12 protein-coding genes and 1 pseudogene are annotated in these 19,414 nt (G+C 58.1%); 7 read left to right on the top strand and 6 right to left on the bottom strand.

Annotation, left to right across the window (positions count from 1 at the left end; genetic code table 11):
- Window positions 1-115: 115 nt before the first annotated feature.
- The 5 genes and pseudogenes from mqo (at window position 116) to ACYZTK_RS03230 (ending at window position 6,675) form a co-directional block, all read left to right on the top strand.
- Window positions 116-1,765 carry a malate dehydrogenase (quinone) gene (gene mqo, locus ACYZTK_RS03250; RefSeq protein ID WP_462013113.1) on the top strand — a complete coding sequence of 550 codons (1,650 nt, stop codon included), beginning with the start codon at window positions 116-118 and terminating at the stop codon, window positions 1,763-1,765.
- 469 nt (window positions 1,766-2,234) lie between these two features.
- The gene (locus tag ACYZTK_RS03245) at window positions 2,235-2,648 is read left to right on the top strand and encodes an arsenate reductase ArsC (RefSeq protein WP_462013112.1); all 414 of its coding nucleotides are present in this window, start codon (window positions 2,235-2,237) and stop codon (window positions 2,646-2,648) included.
- Window positions 2,649-2,909: 261 nt separating this feature from the next.
- The gene (locus ACYZTK_RS03240; protein ID WP_462013111.1) at window positions 2,910-4,811 is read left to right on the top strand and encodes a potassium transporter Kup; all 1,902 of its coding nucleotides are present in this window, start codon (window positions 2,910-2,912) and stop codon (window positions 4,809-4,811) included.
- A gap of 553 nt (window positions 4,812-5,364) precedes the next feature.
- Window positions 5,365-6,078, top strand: a pseudogene (locus ACYZTK_RS03235) (PAS domain-containing protein); the annotation flags it as partial.
- Window positions 6,079-6,129: 51 nt separating this feature from the next.
- Complete coding sequence (locus ACYZTK_RS03230; protein ID WP_462014845.1) at window positions 6,130-6,675, top strand: methyl-accepting chemotaxis protein; 546 nt, start codon at window positions 6,130-6,132, stop codon at window positions 6,673-6,675.
- Between the two features lie 279 nt (window positions 6,676-6,954).
- Here ACYZTK_RS03230 and ACYZTK_RS03225 read toward each other — a convergent pair whose 3' ends face one another.
- Window positions 6,955-8,160 carry an MFS transporter gene (locus ACYZTK_RS03225; RefSeq protein WP_462013110.1) on the bottom strand — a complete coding sequence of 402 codons (1,206 nt, stop codon included), beginning with the start codon at window positions 8,158-8,160 and terminating at the stop codon, window positions 6,955-6,957.
- Between the two features lie 110 nt (window positions 8,161-8,270).
- On the opposite strand from ACYZTK_RS03225, the gene ACYZTK_RS03220 reads away from it, so the two are divergent.
- Window positions 8,271-8,894 carry a TetR/AcrR family transcriptional regulator gene (locus ACYZTK_RS03220; RefSeq protein WP_462013109.1) on the top strand — a complete coding sequence of 208 codons (624 nt, stop codon included), beginning with the start codon at window positions 8,271-8,273 and terminating at the stop codon, window positions 8,892-8,894.
- Between the two features lie 234 nt (window positions 8,895-9,128).
- On the opposite strand, the gene katG is transcribed toward ACYZTK_RS03220, so the two are convergent.
- On the bottom strand, window positions 9,129-11,387 hold the full coding sequence (gene katG, locus ACYZTK_RS03215; protein WP_462013108.1) for a catalase/peroxidase HPI: 2,259 nt from the start codon (window positions 11,385-11,387) through the stop codon (window positions 9,129-9,131).
- Window positions 11,388-11,711: 324 nt separating this feature from the next.
- On the opposite strand from katG, the gene ACYZTK_RS03210 reads away from it, so the two are divergent.
- Window positions 11,712-12,839 carry a GGDEF domain-containing protein gene (locus tag ACYZTK_RS03210; RefSeq protein ID WP_462013107.1) on the top strand — a complete coding sequence of 376 codons (1,128 nt, stop codon included), beginning with the start codon at window positions 11,712-11,714 and terminating at the stop codon, window positions 12,837-12,839.
- Window positions 12,840-12,860: 21 nt separating this feature from the next.
- On the opposite strand, the gene ACYZTK_RS03205 is transcribed toward ACYZTK_RS03210, so the two are convergent.
- From ACYZTK_RS03205 to ACYZTK_RS03190, 4 genes are all read right to left on the bottom strand, one after another.
- A complete protein-coding gene (locus ACYZTK_RS03205) occupies window positions 12,861-15,071 on the bottom strand; it encodes an LTA synthase family protein (RefSeq protein ID WP_462013106.1) in 2,211 nt (736 codons plus the stop codon).
- A gap of 114 nt (window positions 15,072-15,185) precedes the next feature.
- Window positions 15,186-17,222 carry an LTA synthase family protein gene (locus ACYZTK_RS03200; protein ID WP_462013105.1) on the bottom strand — a complete coding sequence of 679 codons (2,037 nt, stop codon included), beginning with the start codon at window positions 17,220-17,222 and terminating at the stop codon, window positions 15,186-15,188.
- A 30-nt stretch (window positions 17,223-17,252) separates the two neighbouring features.
- Window positions 17,253-17,864 carry a hypothetical protein gene (locus ACYZTK_RS03195; RefSeq protein ID WP_462013104.1) on the bottom strand — a complete coding sequence of 204 codons (612 nt, stop codon included), beginning with the start codon at window positions 17,862-17,864 and terminating at the stop codon, window positions 17,253-17,255.
- Window positions 17,861-19,159, bottom strand: a complete 1,299-nt coding sequence (locus ACYZTK_RS03190) for a sialidase family protein (RefSeq protein ID WP_462014844.1) — start codon at window positions 19,157-19,159, stop codon at window positions 17,861-17,863. The genes ACYZTK_RS03195 and ACYZTK_RS03190 overlap by 4 nt, the downstream gene beginning before the upstream one ends.
- Window positions 19,160-19,414 lie beyond the last annotated feature (255 nt).

Here is a 19,414-nt window from a genome sequence, read left to right as displayed (position 1 = left end):
CCACCCTCCAATCCTGCGGCGCGAGCACCCACGACATCCTGCCTGAATGCCGTGAATCAAGGGGCTCGAGACTGCGGATGGCAGGGCGGATGGCGTTTTATCATAGGTGCTACAGATGTTTAAGAAAATCAACACGGCCCTGCTGGGGCTGGCTTTGTCGATGGGGATCACGTCCGTTCACGCGGAAGAGGCAAAGAAAGTCGATGTGCTGCTGATCGGTGGCGGCATCATGAGCGCAACCCTGGGTGTCTGGCTCAATGAGCTGGAACCTGGCACCTCGATGGAAATGATCGAGCGTCTCGACGGCGTGGCCCAGGAAAGCTCCAACGGCTGGAACAACGCCGGTACCGGTCACTCGGCGCTGGCTGAGCTGAACTACACCCCGGAAGACGACAAGGGCAACGTACAGATCCCGAAAGCCGTTGAAATCAACGAAGCGTTCCAGATCTCCCGTCAGTTCTGGGCCTGGCAGGTTCAGCAAGGCGTGCTGAAGAACCCGCGCTCGTTCATCAACTCCACTCCGCACATGAGCTTTGTGTGGGGCGACGACAACATCCAGTTCCTGAAAAAGCGTTACGAAGCCCTGCAGGCGAGCCCGCTGTTCGCCGGCATGCAGTACTCCGAAGACCCGGCTGTGATCAGCAAGTGGGTGCCGCTGATGATGGAAGGGCGTGACCCGAAACAGAAAATCGCCGCCACCTGGTCGCCGCTCGGTACCGACGTCAACTTCGGCGAAATCACCCGCCAGTTCGTCGCGCACCTGCAGACCACGCCGAAGTTCGACCTGAAGTTGTCCAGCGAAGTGCAGGACATCACCCGCAACGAAGACGGCACCTGGCGCGTCAGCTACAAGAACCTGAAAGACGGCAGCAAGTTCGAAACCGACGCCAAGTTCGTCTTCATCGGCGCTGGCGGCGGTGCCCTGCACCTGCTGCAGAAGTCCGGTATTCCTGAAGCCAAGGAATACGCCGGCTTCCCGGTTGGCGGCTCGTTCCTCGTGACCGAAAACCCGACAATCGCCGAGCAACACCTGGCCAAGGCCTACGGCAAAGCCTCCGTTGGCGCACCGCCGATGTCGGTGCCGCACCTGGATACCCGTGTCCTGGACGGCAAGCGCGTGATCCTGTTTGGCCCATTCGCGACCTTCAGCACCAAGTTCCTCAAGGAAGGGTCGTACCTGGACCTGCTGACCACCACGACCACGCACAACGTGTGGCCAATGACCAAGGTCGGCATCAAGGAATACCCGCTGGTCGAGTACCTCGCTGGCCAGCTGATGCTGTCGGATGAAGATCGTCTCAACGCGCTGAAGGAATACTTCCCGAACGCCAAGGCTGAAGACTGGCGCCTGTGGCAAGCCGGCCAGCGCGTGCAGATCATCAAACGTGATGAAGCCGCTGGTGGCGTGCTGAAGCTGGGCACCGAGATCGTTGCTTCGCAAGACGGCTCCATCGCCGGGCTGCTGGGCGCATCCCCAGGTGCATCGACTGCCGCGCCGATCATGCTGACCGTGCTGCAGAAGGTGTTCAAGGACAAGGTCGCTTCCCCGGCCTGGCAGGAAAAGCTTCACCAGATCGTGCCGAGCTATGGCACCCAGCTCAACGGCAATCCTGAAAAAGTCGCCGAAGAGTGGGCCTACACCGCCAAGGTGCTGCAACTGACCCCGCCACCGGCGATTGGCCAAGTAGCGGCTCCGGTAGTTGTTCCGGCTGACGCCGAGAAGGCTGCTCCGAAGGCTAATGCTGCAAGTGACATGGCTTTGTAAGTAGAAGCGTTGTTGGAGAGCCCGCTGAACCGGTGACGGTCAGCGGGCTTTTTTGTGGGTGTTGTTTTTTTGATCGGTAAGCCTTTTGCGCCCTCTGCAGCGGGAGACTTCCAAAGAAATGATCTGGGCCACGAAATCGTCGACAGAAGACATCATCGTCCTCGCACGGGGAATGATGCAGTCTTCAACACCTTGTGAGTTTTGAGGGGTGGCCCTCATCCTTTCCGGGTTCAAGCAATGATTTTCCAGGACGGGCTGCATTATGCAGCTGCTCCAGCAGTGCTTCCCCCGTAACCCATTACTGCGCTACCTATGGTTGACTCCTGATTCTCTCTTAGGAAAAAGGATGGTGTGGGCGCTGTAATATTTGGAAATAGTGCATTCCATCGAGTCGAAACCGGGAGATCAAAACGCTGCTTAACTGAACATTGCCGGATTATCAGATCAGTACTAAAGCGGGGAGGAAGGCATGGCTGACAGATTACGGGTGTTGTTCGTTTGTGCCAAAAACGATGTCCGATCAGTGTTGGCCGAAGCTCTGCTTCGCCACACAGCCCCGTCAAACTTCGAAGCGTACAGCGCTGGCGTCGAGCCTAGCCAAGTTGATCCCCAAACCCTGGAGTCTCTTGAACATATAGGCATAGAAACCAATGGCTTACGTAGCAAATCGATAGATTATTTCGAGGGGCAGGAGTTTCACTATGTCATTACACTGTGTGACAAGTCTTCGCAAGAAGCATCGCGAATGCCGACGTCTGGGGAGATGATCGTGTGGAATTTCGAAGATCCAACTATCAGTGAGCGTCATGACCCATTCCGGCACGCGCTACAAGAAATTCACGACCGTATCAAGATGTTCGTCATGGTGAAGACCAGGCACTGAAACTCTCAGCTCTTCGAAGGTTTCTGCTCAAAAAGCGATTACTCAAGGTGCCGCTCCAAGTGGACCGTCACTCACGTCACGTCAAACTGCCGCCGTATCTGCCATAAAATTTTTACGGTTTTTTTACGCTAGGTGTTTTTGCCTGCAACGATACTGGCCGCGAATTTTTACATTCTCCCATGTGCCTCGTCCGGCGCATGGCAAATAGTATTGCCCAAGGATGGCCTGTACTTCCTCCTCGCAATTTGAGAGAAGCAAACCTTGAGTGAAACTGTGACCCGTGCACACGAAGTCTCCCCATCGAAAACGTCTGGAGTGGGCTTGCTCATCGCGGCGGTCGGCGTGGTTTACGGAGACATTGGCACCAGCCCTCTATACACGCTGAAGGAAGTGTTTTCCGGCCACTACGGAGTTCAGGTAAACCACGACGGCGTGCTGGGCATTTTGTCCTTGATCTTCTGGTCACTGATCTGGGTGGTCTCGATCAAATACGTGCTGTTCATCCTGCGGGCCAATAACCAGGGTGAGGGCGGCATCATGGCGTTGACAGCATTAGCGCGCCGCGCTGCAGCACCCTATCCATTTATGAGCAAGGTGCTGGTGCTGCTCGGCCTGTTTGGAGCAGCGCTTTTTTACGGGGACAGCATGATCACCCCGGCGATTTCTGTGCTCTCGGCAGTCGAAGGATTACAGCTGGCGTTTGACGGCATAGAGCATTGGGTTGTGCCGTTGTCAGTGATAGTGCTGGTAGCGCTGTTCCTGATACAGAAACATGGCACGGCTCGAATCGGCATCCTGTTTGGCCCAGTCATGGTGCTGTGGTTTGTCGTATTGGGTGCGCTCGGGGTTTACGGTATTTTGCAGCGTCCTGAAGTACTGCAAGCGCTTAACCCTGCTTGGGCTGTGCAGTTCTTTGTGGTTCATCCGGGCATCGGTGTGGCGATTTTGGGTGCTGTCGTGTTGGCATTGACCGGGGCTGAGGCTCTGTATGCCGACATGGGACATTTTGGTCGCAAGCCGATTTCTCGTGCCTGGTTCATTTTGGTGTTGCCGGGGCTGGTACTCAATTATTTTGGCCAGGGTGCCTTGATCCTGGAGAACCCGGAGGCGGTGCGAAATCCGTTTTATCTGCTTGCACCTGGTTGGGCTCTGTTGCCCATGGTCGCGCTTTCCACCCTCGCAACCATCATCGCCTCTCAGGCCGTAATCTCTGGTGCTTTCTCCCTGACGCGCCAAGCCATTCAGTTGGGATACGTCCCGCGCATGTTTATCCAGCACACCTCCAGCCAAGAGCAGGGGCAGATTTACATCGGTACAGTCAACTGGGCGTTGATGGTCGGTGTCGTGCTACTGGTAATAGGTTTCGAGTCGTCCAGTGCCTTGGCCGCTGCCTATGGGGTCGCGGTGACAGGCACCATGTTGATCACCACTATCTTGTCTTCCGCTGTCGTCCTTCTGCTTTGGAAAACCCCGCGCTGGCTGGCTATCCCGATGTTGCTCGGGTTTTTGCTGGTGGACAGTCTGTACTTTGCTGCCAACGCACCGAAGATTTTCCAGGGAGGGGCGTTCCCGGTGATTGCCGGCATCGGCCTGTTCATTTTGATGACCACCTGGAAACGCGGGAGAAAGATCATTGTCGAGAGGTTGGACGAGACCGCACTTCCTCTGCCGTTGTTCATCGGCAGCATTCGTTCGCAGCCACCGCATCGGGTGCAGGGAACAGCGGTTTTTCTGACGGCCAGGGCCGATGCTGTTCCCCATGCACTCTTGCACAATTTGCTGCATAACCAGGTTTTACACGAGCAGGTGGTGCTGCTCACCGTAGTCTCCGAAGATAGCCCTCGGGTTACTGCTGACAAAAGGTTTGAGGTTGAAGCTTACGGCGACGGGTTCTTTCGTGTCAGCCTTCACTTCGGCTTCATGGAGGAGCCGGATGTGCCCATGGCGTTACGTCTGTGTCCCCTGAATGCGCTGGATTTCAGTCCGATGCGCACCACATATTTCCTCAGCAGGGAGACGGTGATCCCCACCAAACGCATTGGAATGGCACGTTGGCGCGAAAGTCTGTTCGCGTTCCTGCTGAAGAATGCCAACAGCAATCTCAAGTATTTCAAACTGCCGTTGAACAGGGTGATCGAGCTGGGTACTCAGGTGGAGATGTAAGAGCTGCTGGGTACCTCAGCTATAAGATGAGGATTGAGCTCACTGCTCCGATGCCGAGGGGAAGCCATGTGTCACTTATCTACGTGGCTGCAGTGAGTCGTTGCTCGGTCGAGCTCTCATAAATTATGCGCTCCTCAAAGCTCTGAGGGGTAACGCTACCAGTCCGCTGCACGTGGCCAACGTTTGGGAGGGCGTTCCGCGTGATCCTCTCCAGCTGTGATATCGAACCTGCCTACTCCCCCATGCTCCACTTGGGAGCTATCGAAATCTTTGTACAGCTTTTGCGCTAAAAGCTGTACAAATCAAAATATCTGTACAAGTATTTAGAAGGTGTGGCATTCTGTCATCAGAAAGCCAGCGCTCTCTGCTTTCTTTTCCCTAGCGCATCAGCTGTCTACAGCTTTTCAAATGCATTGACCGATTTAGACCACCCACCTTTGTTCTCTACTTTTGGGTAGCACAATGAAGGAGGGGTATATTTTTCGCGAGTCTTGAGCGGCCAGTGTGTTGATCCACAATAGTCTGACCTTCTCTATCTCCGGGGGCACTGGCAATGTTTAAGACATACAAGAAAGAAAACGTAAAGCTGCAACAAATCATCGCTGAGCAATCCAGTTTGCTCGGGGCAATTAATCGCTCAATGGCGGTGATTGAGTTTGACCTGAATGGAATGGTTTTAAAGGCAAATGAAAATCTCCTTAAAACCATGGGTTACGACCTGGATGAGGTTTTGGGACAGTCGCACCGAAAATTTTGTCCGCCCAATTTCGCTCGTAGCAAAGAATACCTGGACTTCTGGAGCCGCCTCAAAAGCGGTCATTTCGAATCAGGGACTTTCGAGCGGATAAATTCTTCTGCTGAACCCATTTGGTTAGAGGCTAGTTACAATCCAGTCAGGGATGAGCGCGGAAATGTGGTCAAAGTAGTTAAGTATGCACTTGATGTCACATTGAAGTTGCAGCAAGAAAGTTTAGTCAGAGGGAAATTGCAAGCACTCGATCGAGCGATGGGCATAATCGAATTTGCGTTAGACGGCAGCATTCTTGATGCCAATCAGAATTTTTTGAATCTCACTGGGTACAGTTTAGTTGAACTCAAAGGAAAGCACCACAAGCTGTTTTGTAAACCTGCATTGGCGAACAGTGGTGAGTACCAAGATTTTTGGCGTCGTCTGAATCAAGGGGAATTTTTTAACGGGCAGTTTGAACGTGTCGGTAAGGGAGGGAGAGCCTTATGGCTTGAAGCTACCTACAATCCGGTTTATGACGCCAATGGATGCTTGAATAAAATCGTGAAATTTGCATCAGATGTCACAGCGATGGTGCAAAAGCATACTGAGGACACTCAAAGTGCTAGCCAAGCCTACAGCATTTCAGTTGAAACTCGCAGGGATGCCGAGCGCGGAACATTGGTTATCCAGCAAGCGGCAAGCGAAATGCGCGAAATCGCCGCTAACATAGAGGACTCCTCACTTATTATCGCCAAGCTCGGCGAGTGTTCTGAGCAGATCACCACTATCGTTAAAACGATACGGGGGATTGCTGATCAGACCAACTTACTGGCTTTAAACGCTGCCATCGAAGCCGCTCGGGCGGGCGAGCAAGGACGCGGATTTGCTGTGGTCGCTGATGAAGTTAGGTTGCTAGCTGCACGCACCAGTGGCTCTACGATGGAGATCGCAGAAATGGTTAACAAGATTCAGGCTGAAACGCAGTTAGCGATCAAGAGTATGGCCGGCACGCGCGAGCGGGCTACCAAAGGCGTCGAGCTAGCTGATCAAGCAGGTACAGTCATCCAACAAATTCATGATGGTGCGAGTGAAGCTGTGCAGGCAGTCAGCATGCTTGCCCATGAGCAAGAGTAGATGACCTGGTGTCCTCGGCTGACTGCGGTATGACTTTCACATCACTCAATGCAGCCGCCACCTGAAAATGATTCTCCCTGCATAAGCTGATTTTGCTGTTCTTGAAGGAAACCCGGTTGAAAGCGTTAATGGCCGAAAATCTGGCTTACAGAGAATACCAAAAGCAATATCACGCAATCATGGCGGATTAGTTCTGCGCCTGGCGCCTCCCGAGGCTTCGCGCAAGTCACTTGCAGCGGTTATCGAGCAAGTCCGTGAAGCCCTTCACAACCCAGTGACTTAATGTCCGGCAATCACCAACCCGCTGCTGCGGTCACCCTGCGGAAAGCCATGTGCCCGCGCGTTTAGTGCGATCAAAAAGCTGATCACCAACAGCACCATCAATATCCAAGGAAAAACGCTCACACCCAGTTGATCGAGCATTACGCCGCCCAGCAATCCACCCACCGCAATCGCGCTATTCCATACGACGACATTCATGGAAAGGGCAACGTCCGCTCCTTTTCCGGCGGTGTCGGCCAACGCTGTTTGCAGCAGCGTCCCAGCGCCTCCGAATGTCAGTCCCCAGACAAACACCCCAAGCAGCATCACGATCGCGGAGTTCGAGAACACACCGAAAACCAGTGAAACAGCAGCGAAGGTGGCCAGACTGATTAGTACGGCGGTGCGTAGGTGACGATCCACCAGCCGACCGGTGATCCAGATACTCGCGAGCGCCGCGATGCCGAACACCAGCAGCACCACGTCGACATGCCCGGTCAATCCTGCGGATGAGAGGAAAGGGGCGATGTAGGTGTAGAGAATGTTGTGGGCCAGCATCCATGTGACTACCACACCCAGTACCGATCGTACGCCGGGCGTGAACAATACCTGACGCAGTGCCATGCGTTGCGATGACGATTGACCTGGGTAGTCGGGCACTTTGATCAACACCCACACGATCAGCACAAGGGTCAAACCGGACATCAGGGCAAACGCCATTCGCCATCCCATGAAGCCGCCCATCCAGGTACCCAGGGGCACTCCCAGGGATAATGCAATCGGGGTTCCGACCATCGCCACCGCCAGTGCGCGTCCCTGCAGGCGCGGTACAACCATGCGCCGGGCGTAACCGGCCAGGAGGCTCCAGGCCAGGCCGGCAGACACGCCAGCGAAAAATCGGGCGACCAGTGTCAGCCAGTAATCTGAAGACAAGGCAGTAATGGTGTTGAACAGCAGGAAGCCAAGAATCGTCGACAGCAGGACGGTGCGGCGGCGCCATCCTTGAGTAGCGATCGTCAGCGGAATCGCCGCTAACACGGATCCCAGGGCATAAACCGTGACCATCTGCCCGGCCAATGGTTGCGACACATCGAGCCCGGCGCCGATCTCAGGCAACAGTCCGGCCGGTAAAGTTTCGGTCACGATGCAGGTAAACCCAGTCATGGCCAACGCCAGTAATGCACCTAGCGGTAGCCGCTCGGCTTGCTGTTCATCATTTATCATTTCACGCTCCCTGATATATATACCGATCGATATAAATCTAGGGTGGGCCGGTCACGTTGTCAATCATTTATGTATCGATTAGTATCTAAGTCTCGCTGACGGAGGAACGTATGGCTCAGATGGGAAGACCGCGCACCTTCGACCGGGACGCGGCAATCAATCAGGCGATGAATCTTTTCTGGGAGCACGGCTACGATTCCACGTCGCTCAGCCAGCTCAAGGCGTCCATTGGTGGAGGTATTTCAGCACCCAGCTTTTATGCAGCCTTTGGCTCAAAGGAAGCGCTGTTCCAGGAAGTCATGGCGCACTATTTGAGTACCCATGGCCGGGTCACCGAGAGCCTGTTCGATGAAACACTGGCGCCCCGGGAAGCGATTGAACTGACCCTGCGTCGTTCTGCCAAAATGCAGACCGAGCCCGACCATCCAAGGGGTTGTCTGGTGTCATTGGGGTTGATGAGTGCGTGCTCGCAGGAGAGCAAAGTCATCTCCCGGCCACTGGCGGAATCCAGAGCCCTGAATCGTGTGGGCATCACCAAATGCGTTGAACGCGGCGTTGCCGAGGGGCAGTTGCGACCTACAGTGGATATTGAGGCGCTTGCTACGATGTTCGACAGCTTTCTGTCGGGACTTTCGATCCTGGCCCGGGACGGGGTGAGCCATGCAGCGCTGGATGCTGCGGTGACGCAGGTGATGAGTGTGTGGGATGGGGCGCGGGCTCCAGCTACGATCTGATCCGTATTTTTCATCGCGATCTGCATCTGTAATGAAAATAGCGTGCGGCTCACAATGACGCCACATTGAACAAGCAGGAGCGCCCCAAATGGGCAAAATGGCGATTTTCCTTGGTGGTTTTTTAGTATTGACCGTTCTGATTGGCGCGCTGGCTACGATCTCTCCGACATAACGTTGCCTGCACACAGCAAAACGCCTCCACTGATGGAGGCGTTTGCATTTTCAGGGTCTAGGTTATTTCACATCAAACCGATCCAGATTCATCACCTTGGTCCACGCCGCCCCAAAGTCTTTCACAAACTGCTCCTTGCCATCAGCGCTCGCATAAACCTCAGCGATAGCCCGCAGCTGCGCATTCGAACCGAACACCAGGTCCACCCGCGTGCCGGTCCATTTCACCTGGCCGGTCTTGCGATCACGTCCTTCAAATTCCTGTGCTTCATCCGAGGTGGGTTTCCATTCCACGCCCATGTCCAGCAGGTTGGTGAAGAAGTCGTTGGTCAGGGTTTCCGGGCGCTGGGTGAACAGGCCATGTTTGGTCTGGCCGACGTTGGTGTTCAGTACGCGCAGGCCGCCGATCAGGGCGGTCATTTGCGGTGCGGTCAGGTTGAGCAATTGTGCCTTGTCGATCAGCAGCGCCTCGGCCGGTACGGTGTAGCGGGTTTTGAGGAAGTTGCGGAAGCCGTCGGCGTCAGGCTCGAGGAAGGCGAAGGACTCGACGTCGGTCTGTTCCTGGGTCGCATCAGTCCGTCCTGGAGTGAAGGGCAGGCTGAGGTTGGCTCCAGCGTTTTTCGCCGCTTGTTCGACCCCTGCGTTGCCGGCCAGCACGATCAGGTCGGCCAGGGAGACTTTCTTGCCGCCGCTGTTGAACTCGTTCTGGATGCTTTCGAGTTTCGCCAGCACGCTGCCCAGTTGTTGCGGCTGATTGGCCTGCCAGGATTTCTGCGGTTCCAGGCGCAGGCGCGCACCGTTGGCACCGCCGCGTTTATCCGAGCCGCGGAAGGTCGAGGCAGCGGCCCAGGCGGTAGAGACCAGCTGCGAAACGGACAGGCCGGACGCCTGCAGTTTGCTCTTGAGGGCGGCGACGTCGCTGTCGTTGATCAACTCGTGGTCGACGTCGGGAATCGGGTCCTGCCACAGCAGCTCTTCGTTGGGCATTTCCGGGCCGAGGTAGCGCGAGAGCGGGCCCATGTCACGGTGGATCAGCTTGAACCAGGCGCGGGCGAAGGCGTCGGCCAGTTGCTCGGGATTCTGCAGGAAGCGCCGGGAAATCGGTTCGTAGATCGGGTCGAAGCGCAGCGCCAGGTCAGAGGTGAGCATGGTCGGGTTGCGGCGTTTGCTCGGGTCGTGGGCATCCGGAATGATCCCGGCGCCGGCGCCGTTTTTGGGCGTCCACTGGTGCGCGCCGGCCGGGCTTTTGGTCAGTTCCCAGTCGAAGCCGAAGAGGTTTTCCAGGTAGTTGTTGCTCCACTGGGTGGGCGTGGTGGTCCAGGTCACTTCCAGGCCGCTGGTGATGGTGTCCGGGCCTTTGCCGGTGCCAAAGCTGTTTTTCCAGCCGAAACCCTGTTCTTCCAGGCCCGCTGCTTCGGGTTCCGCGCCGACGTTGTCCGCAGGACCGGCGCCGTGGGTTTTACCGAACGCGTGGCCGCCGGCGATCAGCGCCACGGTTTCTTCATCGTTCATGGCCATGCGGCCGAACGTTTCGCGAATGTCCAAGGCGGATTTGACCGGGTCGGGCTCGCCTTCCGGGCCTTCGGGGTTGACGTAGATCAGGCCCATTTGCACGGCAGCCAGGGGTTTTTCCAGGTGCCGGCCGGGCTCGACGCGGCTGTCTTCGTTCTCGCCAGGCTCGGCGACCAGTGGGCCTTCGCCAGGTTTTTGCATCGGCTCTTTGTGGCCTTGATCGTAGCGGGAGTCGCCTGCCAGCCATTTGTTTTCCGAACCCCAGTAGACGTCTTCGTCCGGTTCCCAGACATCCGGACGGCCGCCGGAAAAACCAAAGGTCTTGAAGCCCATGGATTCGAGCGCGACGTTGCCGGTTAGGACGATCAGGTCGGCCCAGGAAACATTGCGCCCGTACTTTTGCTTAATCGGCCACAGCAGCCGGCGTGCCTTGTCCAGGCTGACGTTGTCCGGCCAGCTGTTGAGCGGGGCGAAGCGTTGCTGGCCGGAACCGGCGCCGCCACGGCCATCGGCGGTGCGATAGGTGCCGGCACTGTGCCAGGCCATGCGGATGAACAGCGGCCCGTAATGACCGAAGTCGGCCGGCCACCAGTCCTGGGAGTCGGTCATCAGCGCGCGCAGGTCTTGCTTGAGTGCCTGGAAGTCCAGGCTCTTGAACGCTTGGGCATAATTGAAGCCTTCGTCCAGGGGGGCGGACAAGGACGAATGCTGGTGCAGGATCTTCAGATTCAGCTGGTTGGGCCACCAGTCGCGGTTCGTCGTGCCACCGCCAGCGGCATGATTGAAAGGGCATTTCGATTCATTTGCCATGTGTGAGCTACCTTTGGGTCGTGATCATCCGGGCAGTGCGCACCTCATGGGTGCGGCCAAGCGACGAGCCACTGCTACGGCCAGCTGATGGCGCCAGCGCAGGACTAAGGTTAGACCCGACTTGGGAAGTCAGCTAATAGGGGGAGTGTTGCGGGGTGATAGGTTCAGTCTCTTACCTGGAATTGGCGCCCACAGTTCATCCGCCACCAAGCCAGCTAGACTTGCCGAGCAATTCTTGCACAAGAGGCGCTTATTCGTTGGCTACCGATCGTAGCGGGATGCCACAATCGGTTTTTTTCGCGGCAGCATGATCAGGCGGATCATATGGATCGACTTGGGCTTCGGCAGGACCAGCAAACCCAGATAGCCGAGCAGGTGCGCGCGGACCGGTTGCATCAGTTGTTTCACCAGTCCGTGTCGGCGGTGTTTGGCAGTTACCTGGCCGCGATCATGCTGTGCTGGTTGTGCTGGGACACCTTTGATCACAGCGTGATTTTTTCCTGGATTGCCCTGCTGTCGGCATCGTCGTTATTGCGGCTGGGGATGTTCATCGCCTATTTCCGCAGCCCCGAGCTGGAACGTACGCCGCAACGCTGGGAGCGCACGTACTGGCTCACACTGGTGCTGTCTGCGGGTATCTGGGGCGTTGGCGCGTTGGCGGTGATGCCCACGGATCACCTCCTGTCTCAGGCGCTGGTGATGTTGTTTGCGGTGGGGATGTCGGTCAGTGCGGTGTCCTGTTACTCGTCCTACAGCCAGATGACGCTGGCCTCGATCGCCCTGGTGCTGCTGCCCTGCACCTTGTGGCTGTTGTTCCAGCCTTCCACGGTTCAGACGGGCATGGCCCTCGCAGTGCTGGTGTTTGCCTCGTTTGTCGCCGGCGCCACGCGCAAGCTGTCGGTAGCCCTGGAAACGGCCTTTCGCCTGACCCGAGAGATGGAGCGGGCGCACAGCATATCGACCCGTGCGGCGCAGACGGACGAGCTGACGGGTCTGAATAATCGTCGGGCCTTCTTCGAGCATGCTCAGCAGCTGTACAGTCACTGCAAAAGCCACCGGCTGCCGCTGTGCGTGGTGATGCTGGATATGGATCATTTCAAGCACATCAATGACACTTACGGGCATCAGGTCGGCGATCAGGTGTTGCGGCAGATGGGGGTGGTGATCAGTAAGTCCTTTCGCGCTACCGATGTTTATGGTCGGCTGGGCGGCGAGGAGTTTGCGGTGTTGTTACCGGACACTTCGATCGAAGTGGCGCTGGACATTGCCGAGCAGGTCACGCTATCCATTGCGGGATCGATGACCGGCCCGGTGCACTGCATTACTGCCAGTCTCGGGGTGGCCTCAATGGCGCCCGAGGATCATGACTTGCACAGCCTGATGAACAATGCCGACAAGGCCTTATACCGAGCCAAGGCGCGGGGGCGCAATCAGGTGGCGGTGTCAGACTGAGGCCGCGATCCGCCGACTGACTCAGCTGGATTCCGCCGTATCATCTTCCAGAGTTTGGCCAATCGGTTCTTCCTGCCCGGGCAATTCGGTAATCACACTGAAGTCACTGACCTCGATCGCCCCGGTGCCATAGCCCAGCAAGTGGAAAGAAAACGCCTTGCGCGACTCGGGGTTGTCGAAGCTGAAATCCATCTCCAGCGGCTGGTCGGCGGTGACCAGCATTTCTGCCGGCAAGCCGACCTGCACGTCCTGCTCGAATTCCTTGGTCTTGAGCAGGATGTAGGCGTTCTGCTGGCTATCGACCGAACGCACGGTCAGGCGCACGCGGGTGTGTGAGCCCTTGGGCATTTCCAGGTACTGCGCTCCGATCAGGTTGTCGGCCCAGTCATCATTGATCTGCGCCTGCAGCGGAATGCTCGCCGGGCTGCCGAACTGATAACGCTGGTTCAGTGGAGTTTGCATCAGGGTTCGATCAAGGGCCGTGGCGCGGGCGGCGATCTGCCGGGCGCGCTGCCCGCCGTACTGGCCGAGCAGTTTCGCCCGATCGGCGATAAACCCCTCGCTGGCGTAATACCGGCAGCGTAGCTGGAAATCGCACTCGGTGAAGGTTCCCTGGCCGTCGTGATAACGCAGGTTGCCGTTGGTATAGGACATGATCTCGCGCCCGGTTTCATAGTCGCGAAACAGCGAGCGGCCGCTGAGAGTGGCCGGCACGGGCAAGGCGAAGTAGTCGAGGATCGACGTGGTCAGATCCACGTGCCCGTACACCCCGGACTTGATGTGAGGCAACTGCGCCTGCTCGGGAGCGAGGGTCAGGTTAAAGCCCCAGGACGAAGCGAGACGCACACCGTCGATGCCATGGGATTCATCGGAAGTGATCAGCACCAGGGTGTCCTTGAGCACGCCCTGGCGCTCCAGGCCACTGAGGAACTGATCCAGCGCATCATCCAGATAACCGACTGCCGCCTGCTTTGGAGTGTCGTAGCGTTGCAGGTAGTCCTCCGGGGCGGAGTACGGCTGGTGGGTGCCGACGGTCAACAGGGTCAGCATCCATGGCTTTTTCTGTTTTTTCAGCTGGCCGACGTAGTCCAGGGCGCCCTCGAAGAACGCCTTGTCATCCTTGCCCCACGGGAACTCCAGGTACGAGGCATTGGTGAACCACTCAAGGCCCAGCGTGGTGTCGAAACCGATGTGCGGCATGATCTTGTCTTTGGCCATGAAGCGCAGGCCGGCGCCCTGCAGGTAGTGTGTGGCAAAGCCGTTCTTGTGCAACTGGGCCGGAAGGCAGGCCTGGTTGCGTTCGGTCTGGGTGAGCATCTCGACACCCTTTGGGGTGCCATTGTCGAGCTTGTCGTAGTCACCGCAGAGCATCGCGTACAGGCCGCGGATGGTCTGATGGCTGTGCAGTACGTAATCGGGTGTATTCATGCCGCGTTCCGCCCAGCGACTGAGTCGCGGCATCAGGTTTTCCTGATAGCTGCTGTGCAATGCTTCACGGTTGGTCGCTACATAGGCGCCGGGAATGCCTTCCAGTGCGATCACCAGCACGTTGTGCGCTTGCCCTGGGCCAGTCAGCAGCCGCTGACCGTCGAGATCGAGTTGCACCAGACCGGCCATCTGCGGTGGCACATCGACCACGTCGCCTTCCAGCCATTCCTCCACTGCCATCTGCACGTTGCCCGTGCCCGCAGTGATCAACTGGTGGGGCAGGTTGAACACGCGCCACTGATCGGCATCGGTGGGCAGCAGGTGTTGCGCGCCCCAGTGGGCAATCAGCAGCAACAGCGGAGCGCTCCAGGCGTGGCGGGGCAGGGACGGCGAGGGAGTTGAAGGGGCCAGCCAGTGGCAGCACAGCCAGACGATCAGCGTGACCAGCAGCGTCGCCGCCAACCATGGCTGGGCGAATCCACCGCCGCTGGAGTTTTCCAGGAACTGCGGGTCGATCAGGTAATGCAGGTCCGAGACGTTGGGCAGACGGCCCACTGCACTGACCAGCTCGGCGCTCGCCACCGTCATGAAACCCCACACCAGCAGCACCGGCAGCGCCAGCCACCAGGGACGGCGATGCAACAGCACGATCAACAGGCTGGCGATGCCCAGGTCCGACAGGTAGCCGTGGGGATTTGACCAGCCCAGGGCCGCGCGCAGGCACAGGGGCACGATCAACACCAGGGTAATGAGGGCGATAAGACGCGCGTAGGGTTTCTGCAACCCGAGACGGAATTTGTTCACGAAATTTATTCCAGACACTGAATCGTCACACAAGTGTGCTGGATGGTATCAAGTGCCGGCCTGCCTGACCCCGATATATGAGGTCACATTTGCTCGCCGGCACTTGTTTGGCGGTTACTTGCGCACGTTCTGGTAGAGCATCAGCCTCGAGGTTTCATGCATGCCCCGGGTCAACTGCACCAGGCGTTTGAACTCTTCGGGGTTCTGTTTGGCGACGTCATCCAGCGGCGTCATCGAAGCGAGGTCGTGCAAGGTTGGCGAGCTGCCGTCGTGTTCCATCTGCACCATGAAGTGCTGGGTCACGCCGGCAATCAACGGGAAGGTGCCTTCGCGCAGCACCAGTGGCACGACCCGTTCACCTTCGGGAGCCGGCTGCTGGATATCCCGGCCCATGCCGCTGTTGCGGAACTCCATCCCGGCCATCCCGGCCACTGTCGGCAGCAAGTCGACCAGGCCAACTGCTTCCTCGACGGTACGCGAGCCCAGCAGGGCCGGGGCGTGGATGATCATCGGCACAGCGTTGCTCTCCAGGCCCAGCTGTTCGTAGGCCGGAGCGAGGAACGGGATCTGCGCGATGCGGGTGTTGTGATCGCCAAACAGCACGAAGATGGTGTTGTCGTACCAACCGCCGGCCTTGGCGATTTCCATCAGGCGCCCGATGTTGAAGTCCAGCAGGCGCACCGCGTTGTACTGCTCGACACTGCGCGAACCGGCGGCCTGTACTTCGGCCAGGGTCGGATGCTTGACCTCAAATCCGTCGTTGAGCTTGGGGATGGTGAACGGACGATGATTTCCGGCGGTTTGCACGTAGGCAAAGAACGGTTTGTCGTCCGGCAGCGCCTGCAGGATCTTGTCGGTTTCCTTGAACAGATCCAGGTCGGAAATGCCCCAGACATCCACCACCGGCGCCTTCCAGTCGCGCTCTTCGAACAGCCGCACGCCGTCGATGCTCTGGCGAATCAGCGCGTTCATGTTGGCCCAGCCGGAGTTGCCGCCGATGGTGTAGATCTTCTCGTAGCCGGCGAACGCATTGATCAAAGTGTTCTGCTGGGTGATCAGCGGGTTGCGGGTCGCGGTTTCCTGACGGGTGACGTCGGGTACCCCGGAAATGCTCGCCCACACGGTTTTCGCGGTACCGGTGACTGGCACGTAGAAGTGCTCGAAGAACCAGCTCTGCTTGGCCAGGCGGTCAATGTTCGGTGTCGGATTGATCGGGTTGCCATAGGCGCCGACGGCGCTGGTGCCGAGGGATTCGAGCATCACGAACATTACGTTTGGCGGGCGCGAGCCAGGAATCTTGTAGGGTTGCGGCGCCTGGTGGCGGACGAAGTTCAGGGTTTGCGGGTCCGGTTGATCGACGCCGAGGTAATTGGACATCACTGCATAGTGCTCGCGCACCTGCTGTTCGTCGTAGCGTGACTGGCCAACCTTGACCGTGTCGTAGAGGAAAATCACCGGGTTCAGGCCCAGTGCGGCGATCTGGTTATTGCTGGAGAAAAATGCGTCGCTCCAGCGCAGCGGCACCGGGTTTTCCAGGTTCATGTTTTCCACCCGGCCGAGAATGCCCAGCAGCACCAGCACTACCATCAATGCGCTGCCCCAGGTCACGGAGAGCGGATGAATGACCTTGCGCGGACGATCCAGCGTGACCCGTTCCAGGCGCACCAGGGCCAGGGTCACCAGCGCTACGGTTGCCAGCCAGCCGAGGCTGATCCAGATCACCGGGTAGGTCTGCCAGACCATGTCGCGGGAGATCTGCGCGTCTTCGATGAAGCGCAGCACGGTGGCGTTGATCCGCACGCCGAGGTAGGCGTAATGACCAAAGTCGATGATGTAGATCAGCAACAGGATGCTCAGCGCGACCACCAGGTAAACCCTGGCGACCAGGCGCAATACACGGCTGGTGGTCAGGTTCCAGCGCGGGATCCAGGCGAGCAACGCCAGGGGCAGCACGGTGAGGATGGCCAGGCGCAAGTCGAAACGAAAGCCGATGCCGAGGGTTTCCAGAACGGCGGGTTGGCCACTCAGGGCACTCGCATCAAATCCTGAAAAGCCGAAGAAGAACACCACTCGCAGCACGGCGAACAGCGCAAACATTATTGCCGTTGCGCCCAACCAGTAATGCAAGCGTCTCGATTGCAACCAACCCATCCCTGTTCCCCTGTTTATAGTCTTTAAGTCTTAAGTGGATCGGTGATCCGCAGATCCGCGCCGGCTGTTCAGCCAGCGATAAGCCTGGCGGGCGGCGAGTACCAGCAGCGCGACGCAGCAATACAGGCCCAACAGCGGATCCACCAGGTAATCCCAATAATTGTGCGAAGGTTTCGACCCGACCAGGAACGCCAGGGTTGCGCCAGCCAGCATCGCCACTGCGAGGCCGTTGCGCAGGTAGAACAGGCCCAGCGTCAGCAGTGCGATCACGGTCAGCAGCACCCGCGGGCTGTAGCCCAGTCGGTAAGGGTCGACGTAGCTCATGCCCAGGGTTGCCGGATACAACAGTAGGGCCATGGAGGCAAACATGATCAACACTGCGACATGATCCCGGGTGGCCGGTGGCACCACCTGCAGACGGCGCAGGCAACCCCAGGCCATGAAGATCATGGTAGTAATCGCCAGGTCATCGATATGGCTGCGTAAATAGGCGGCCAGGGTCAAACCATCCAGCGGAATGAAACTGGCGGCTAACAAGGCCAGCAGTAGCGTCCCTCGCCAGAGCCGGTCCAGGCCGAATCCTGGCAACAGCAGGAAAATGATCATTGCGAAAGTGAGATGGGCTTGCCACAGATTGATCATTTCAGGCGCTCGGACAGCCAGGCTTCGTTGAAGGTGATGTGCTTGATGAAGGTGTTGTTCCAGGAATACACCAGGTGATACAGGCCATCGGGGCTGCGGATGAAGTAGGGGTATTCGTACTCGAACTCACACCCGCGGTTGGTGCACACCCGCTTGTCGAGGTTGCTCAGGAACTCCTCTTCCAGCGGCTGTCGCTGCGCCCCGCTGGAGTCGCGAAACTCGTGTCCGATGATCTCCTTGTAGGCTTGCGGGGAGAACGGCTCGCCCTCCGGGTCCGGGGATTTATCCAAGTCACGCAGGGTGCGCCAGTCGTCCATCTTCGCATCGGTGCCATACAAGCTCAGCTTGAAGCGACCTTCGCGCAAGTCGTTGAGTGCTACCAGCAAGCCGTGTTCCGGGGTTGCCACTGCCGCCAGCGAAGAGTTGGGATTGGACGGCTCGAGCGGATAAGGTTCGCTCCAGGTCCGCCCGGCGTCTTCGGTGCGAGTGGCCAGCACTCGGTGGTGGGTCTCGCCGGCATAGCGCAGCAGGGCCACGCCGCGTTGGCCATCCAGCGGAACGACCGTGGGCTGCAATGAATTGTTGCCCCGGCTGATGCGGAATTTATCGATGACGTCGCCGTCCGGGCTCAGGTACAGGTATTCGGCAAACTTGCCGAGGAACTCGTGATACACCGGCAAGCCAATCGAACCATCGGCGTGAAACACCGGCGCCGAGCGCACCAGGGTGCTGATGTTCAGAAACGGCGAGGTGATCAGTTGGCGTGGCGTGGACCAGTTCTCGCCGAAGTCGTCGGAGACCATCACGTTCACCGCGCTGCCGGCCCAGCCGCCCATCGACACCGACACATAGAACAGCCACAGGCGATTGTCCGGGGCGAGCGCCACCACCGGGTTGCCGAGCTTGCGGATGTATTTGCGAGTGCCTTGCTGGGTTGACTCGCGAGTCGCCAATACGCGCTCCGCGCCCCATTCGCCGGTTTTCGCGCTGAACAGGGCGGAACGCACCTGCACGTCAGCGGCACCTTCGCGGGTGCCGGCGAACCACACCGACATCAGGCTGCCATCGGGCAGGGCGGTGACCGCCGAGGAATGCACGAAGTCCACCAGGCCCGATGAAGCGAAGCGGCTGGTGTAGACCGGTTTCGCCACTTTATTGGCTACGGCCATGACCGGTTTCATCAGGGCAAAGGAAGAATGCACGGGGGCAGGGTGGGTAAACCATGCGCCGGCGAACAAGCAGACGAGGGCAAGGTAGACAGCGATTACAGCAGGGCGGGGACGATTGATGCGCATCATACGGCTCGGCATCTCAGGGGCCTGATCGAGCGGCGTAACCTATCACTTGTAGTTACACATCCGGTGTTTAGCCAGGGATGGATTTGTAAGGAGATGTTGATGTTTTGTCAGGGGGGGGGCGGGAGGTTTGGTGTAAGGCTGTGTTAGAGACGTTGACGACTCGTTTAACAACCCCTGAGGTCTGGCTTTGCGTGAGTAACTTTAGACACGTGGTGTGATGGATCCCTGTAGAAACGGGCTTGCTCGAGATGT

The sequence above is a fragment of the Pseudomonas sp. LB3P31 genome (genome assembly GCF_054897945.1).
The sequence above is the reverse complement of the archived record's forward strand: the minus strand, read 5'-3'. Positions and strand labels throughout refer to the sequence as shown.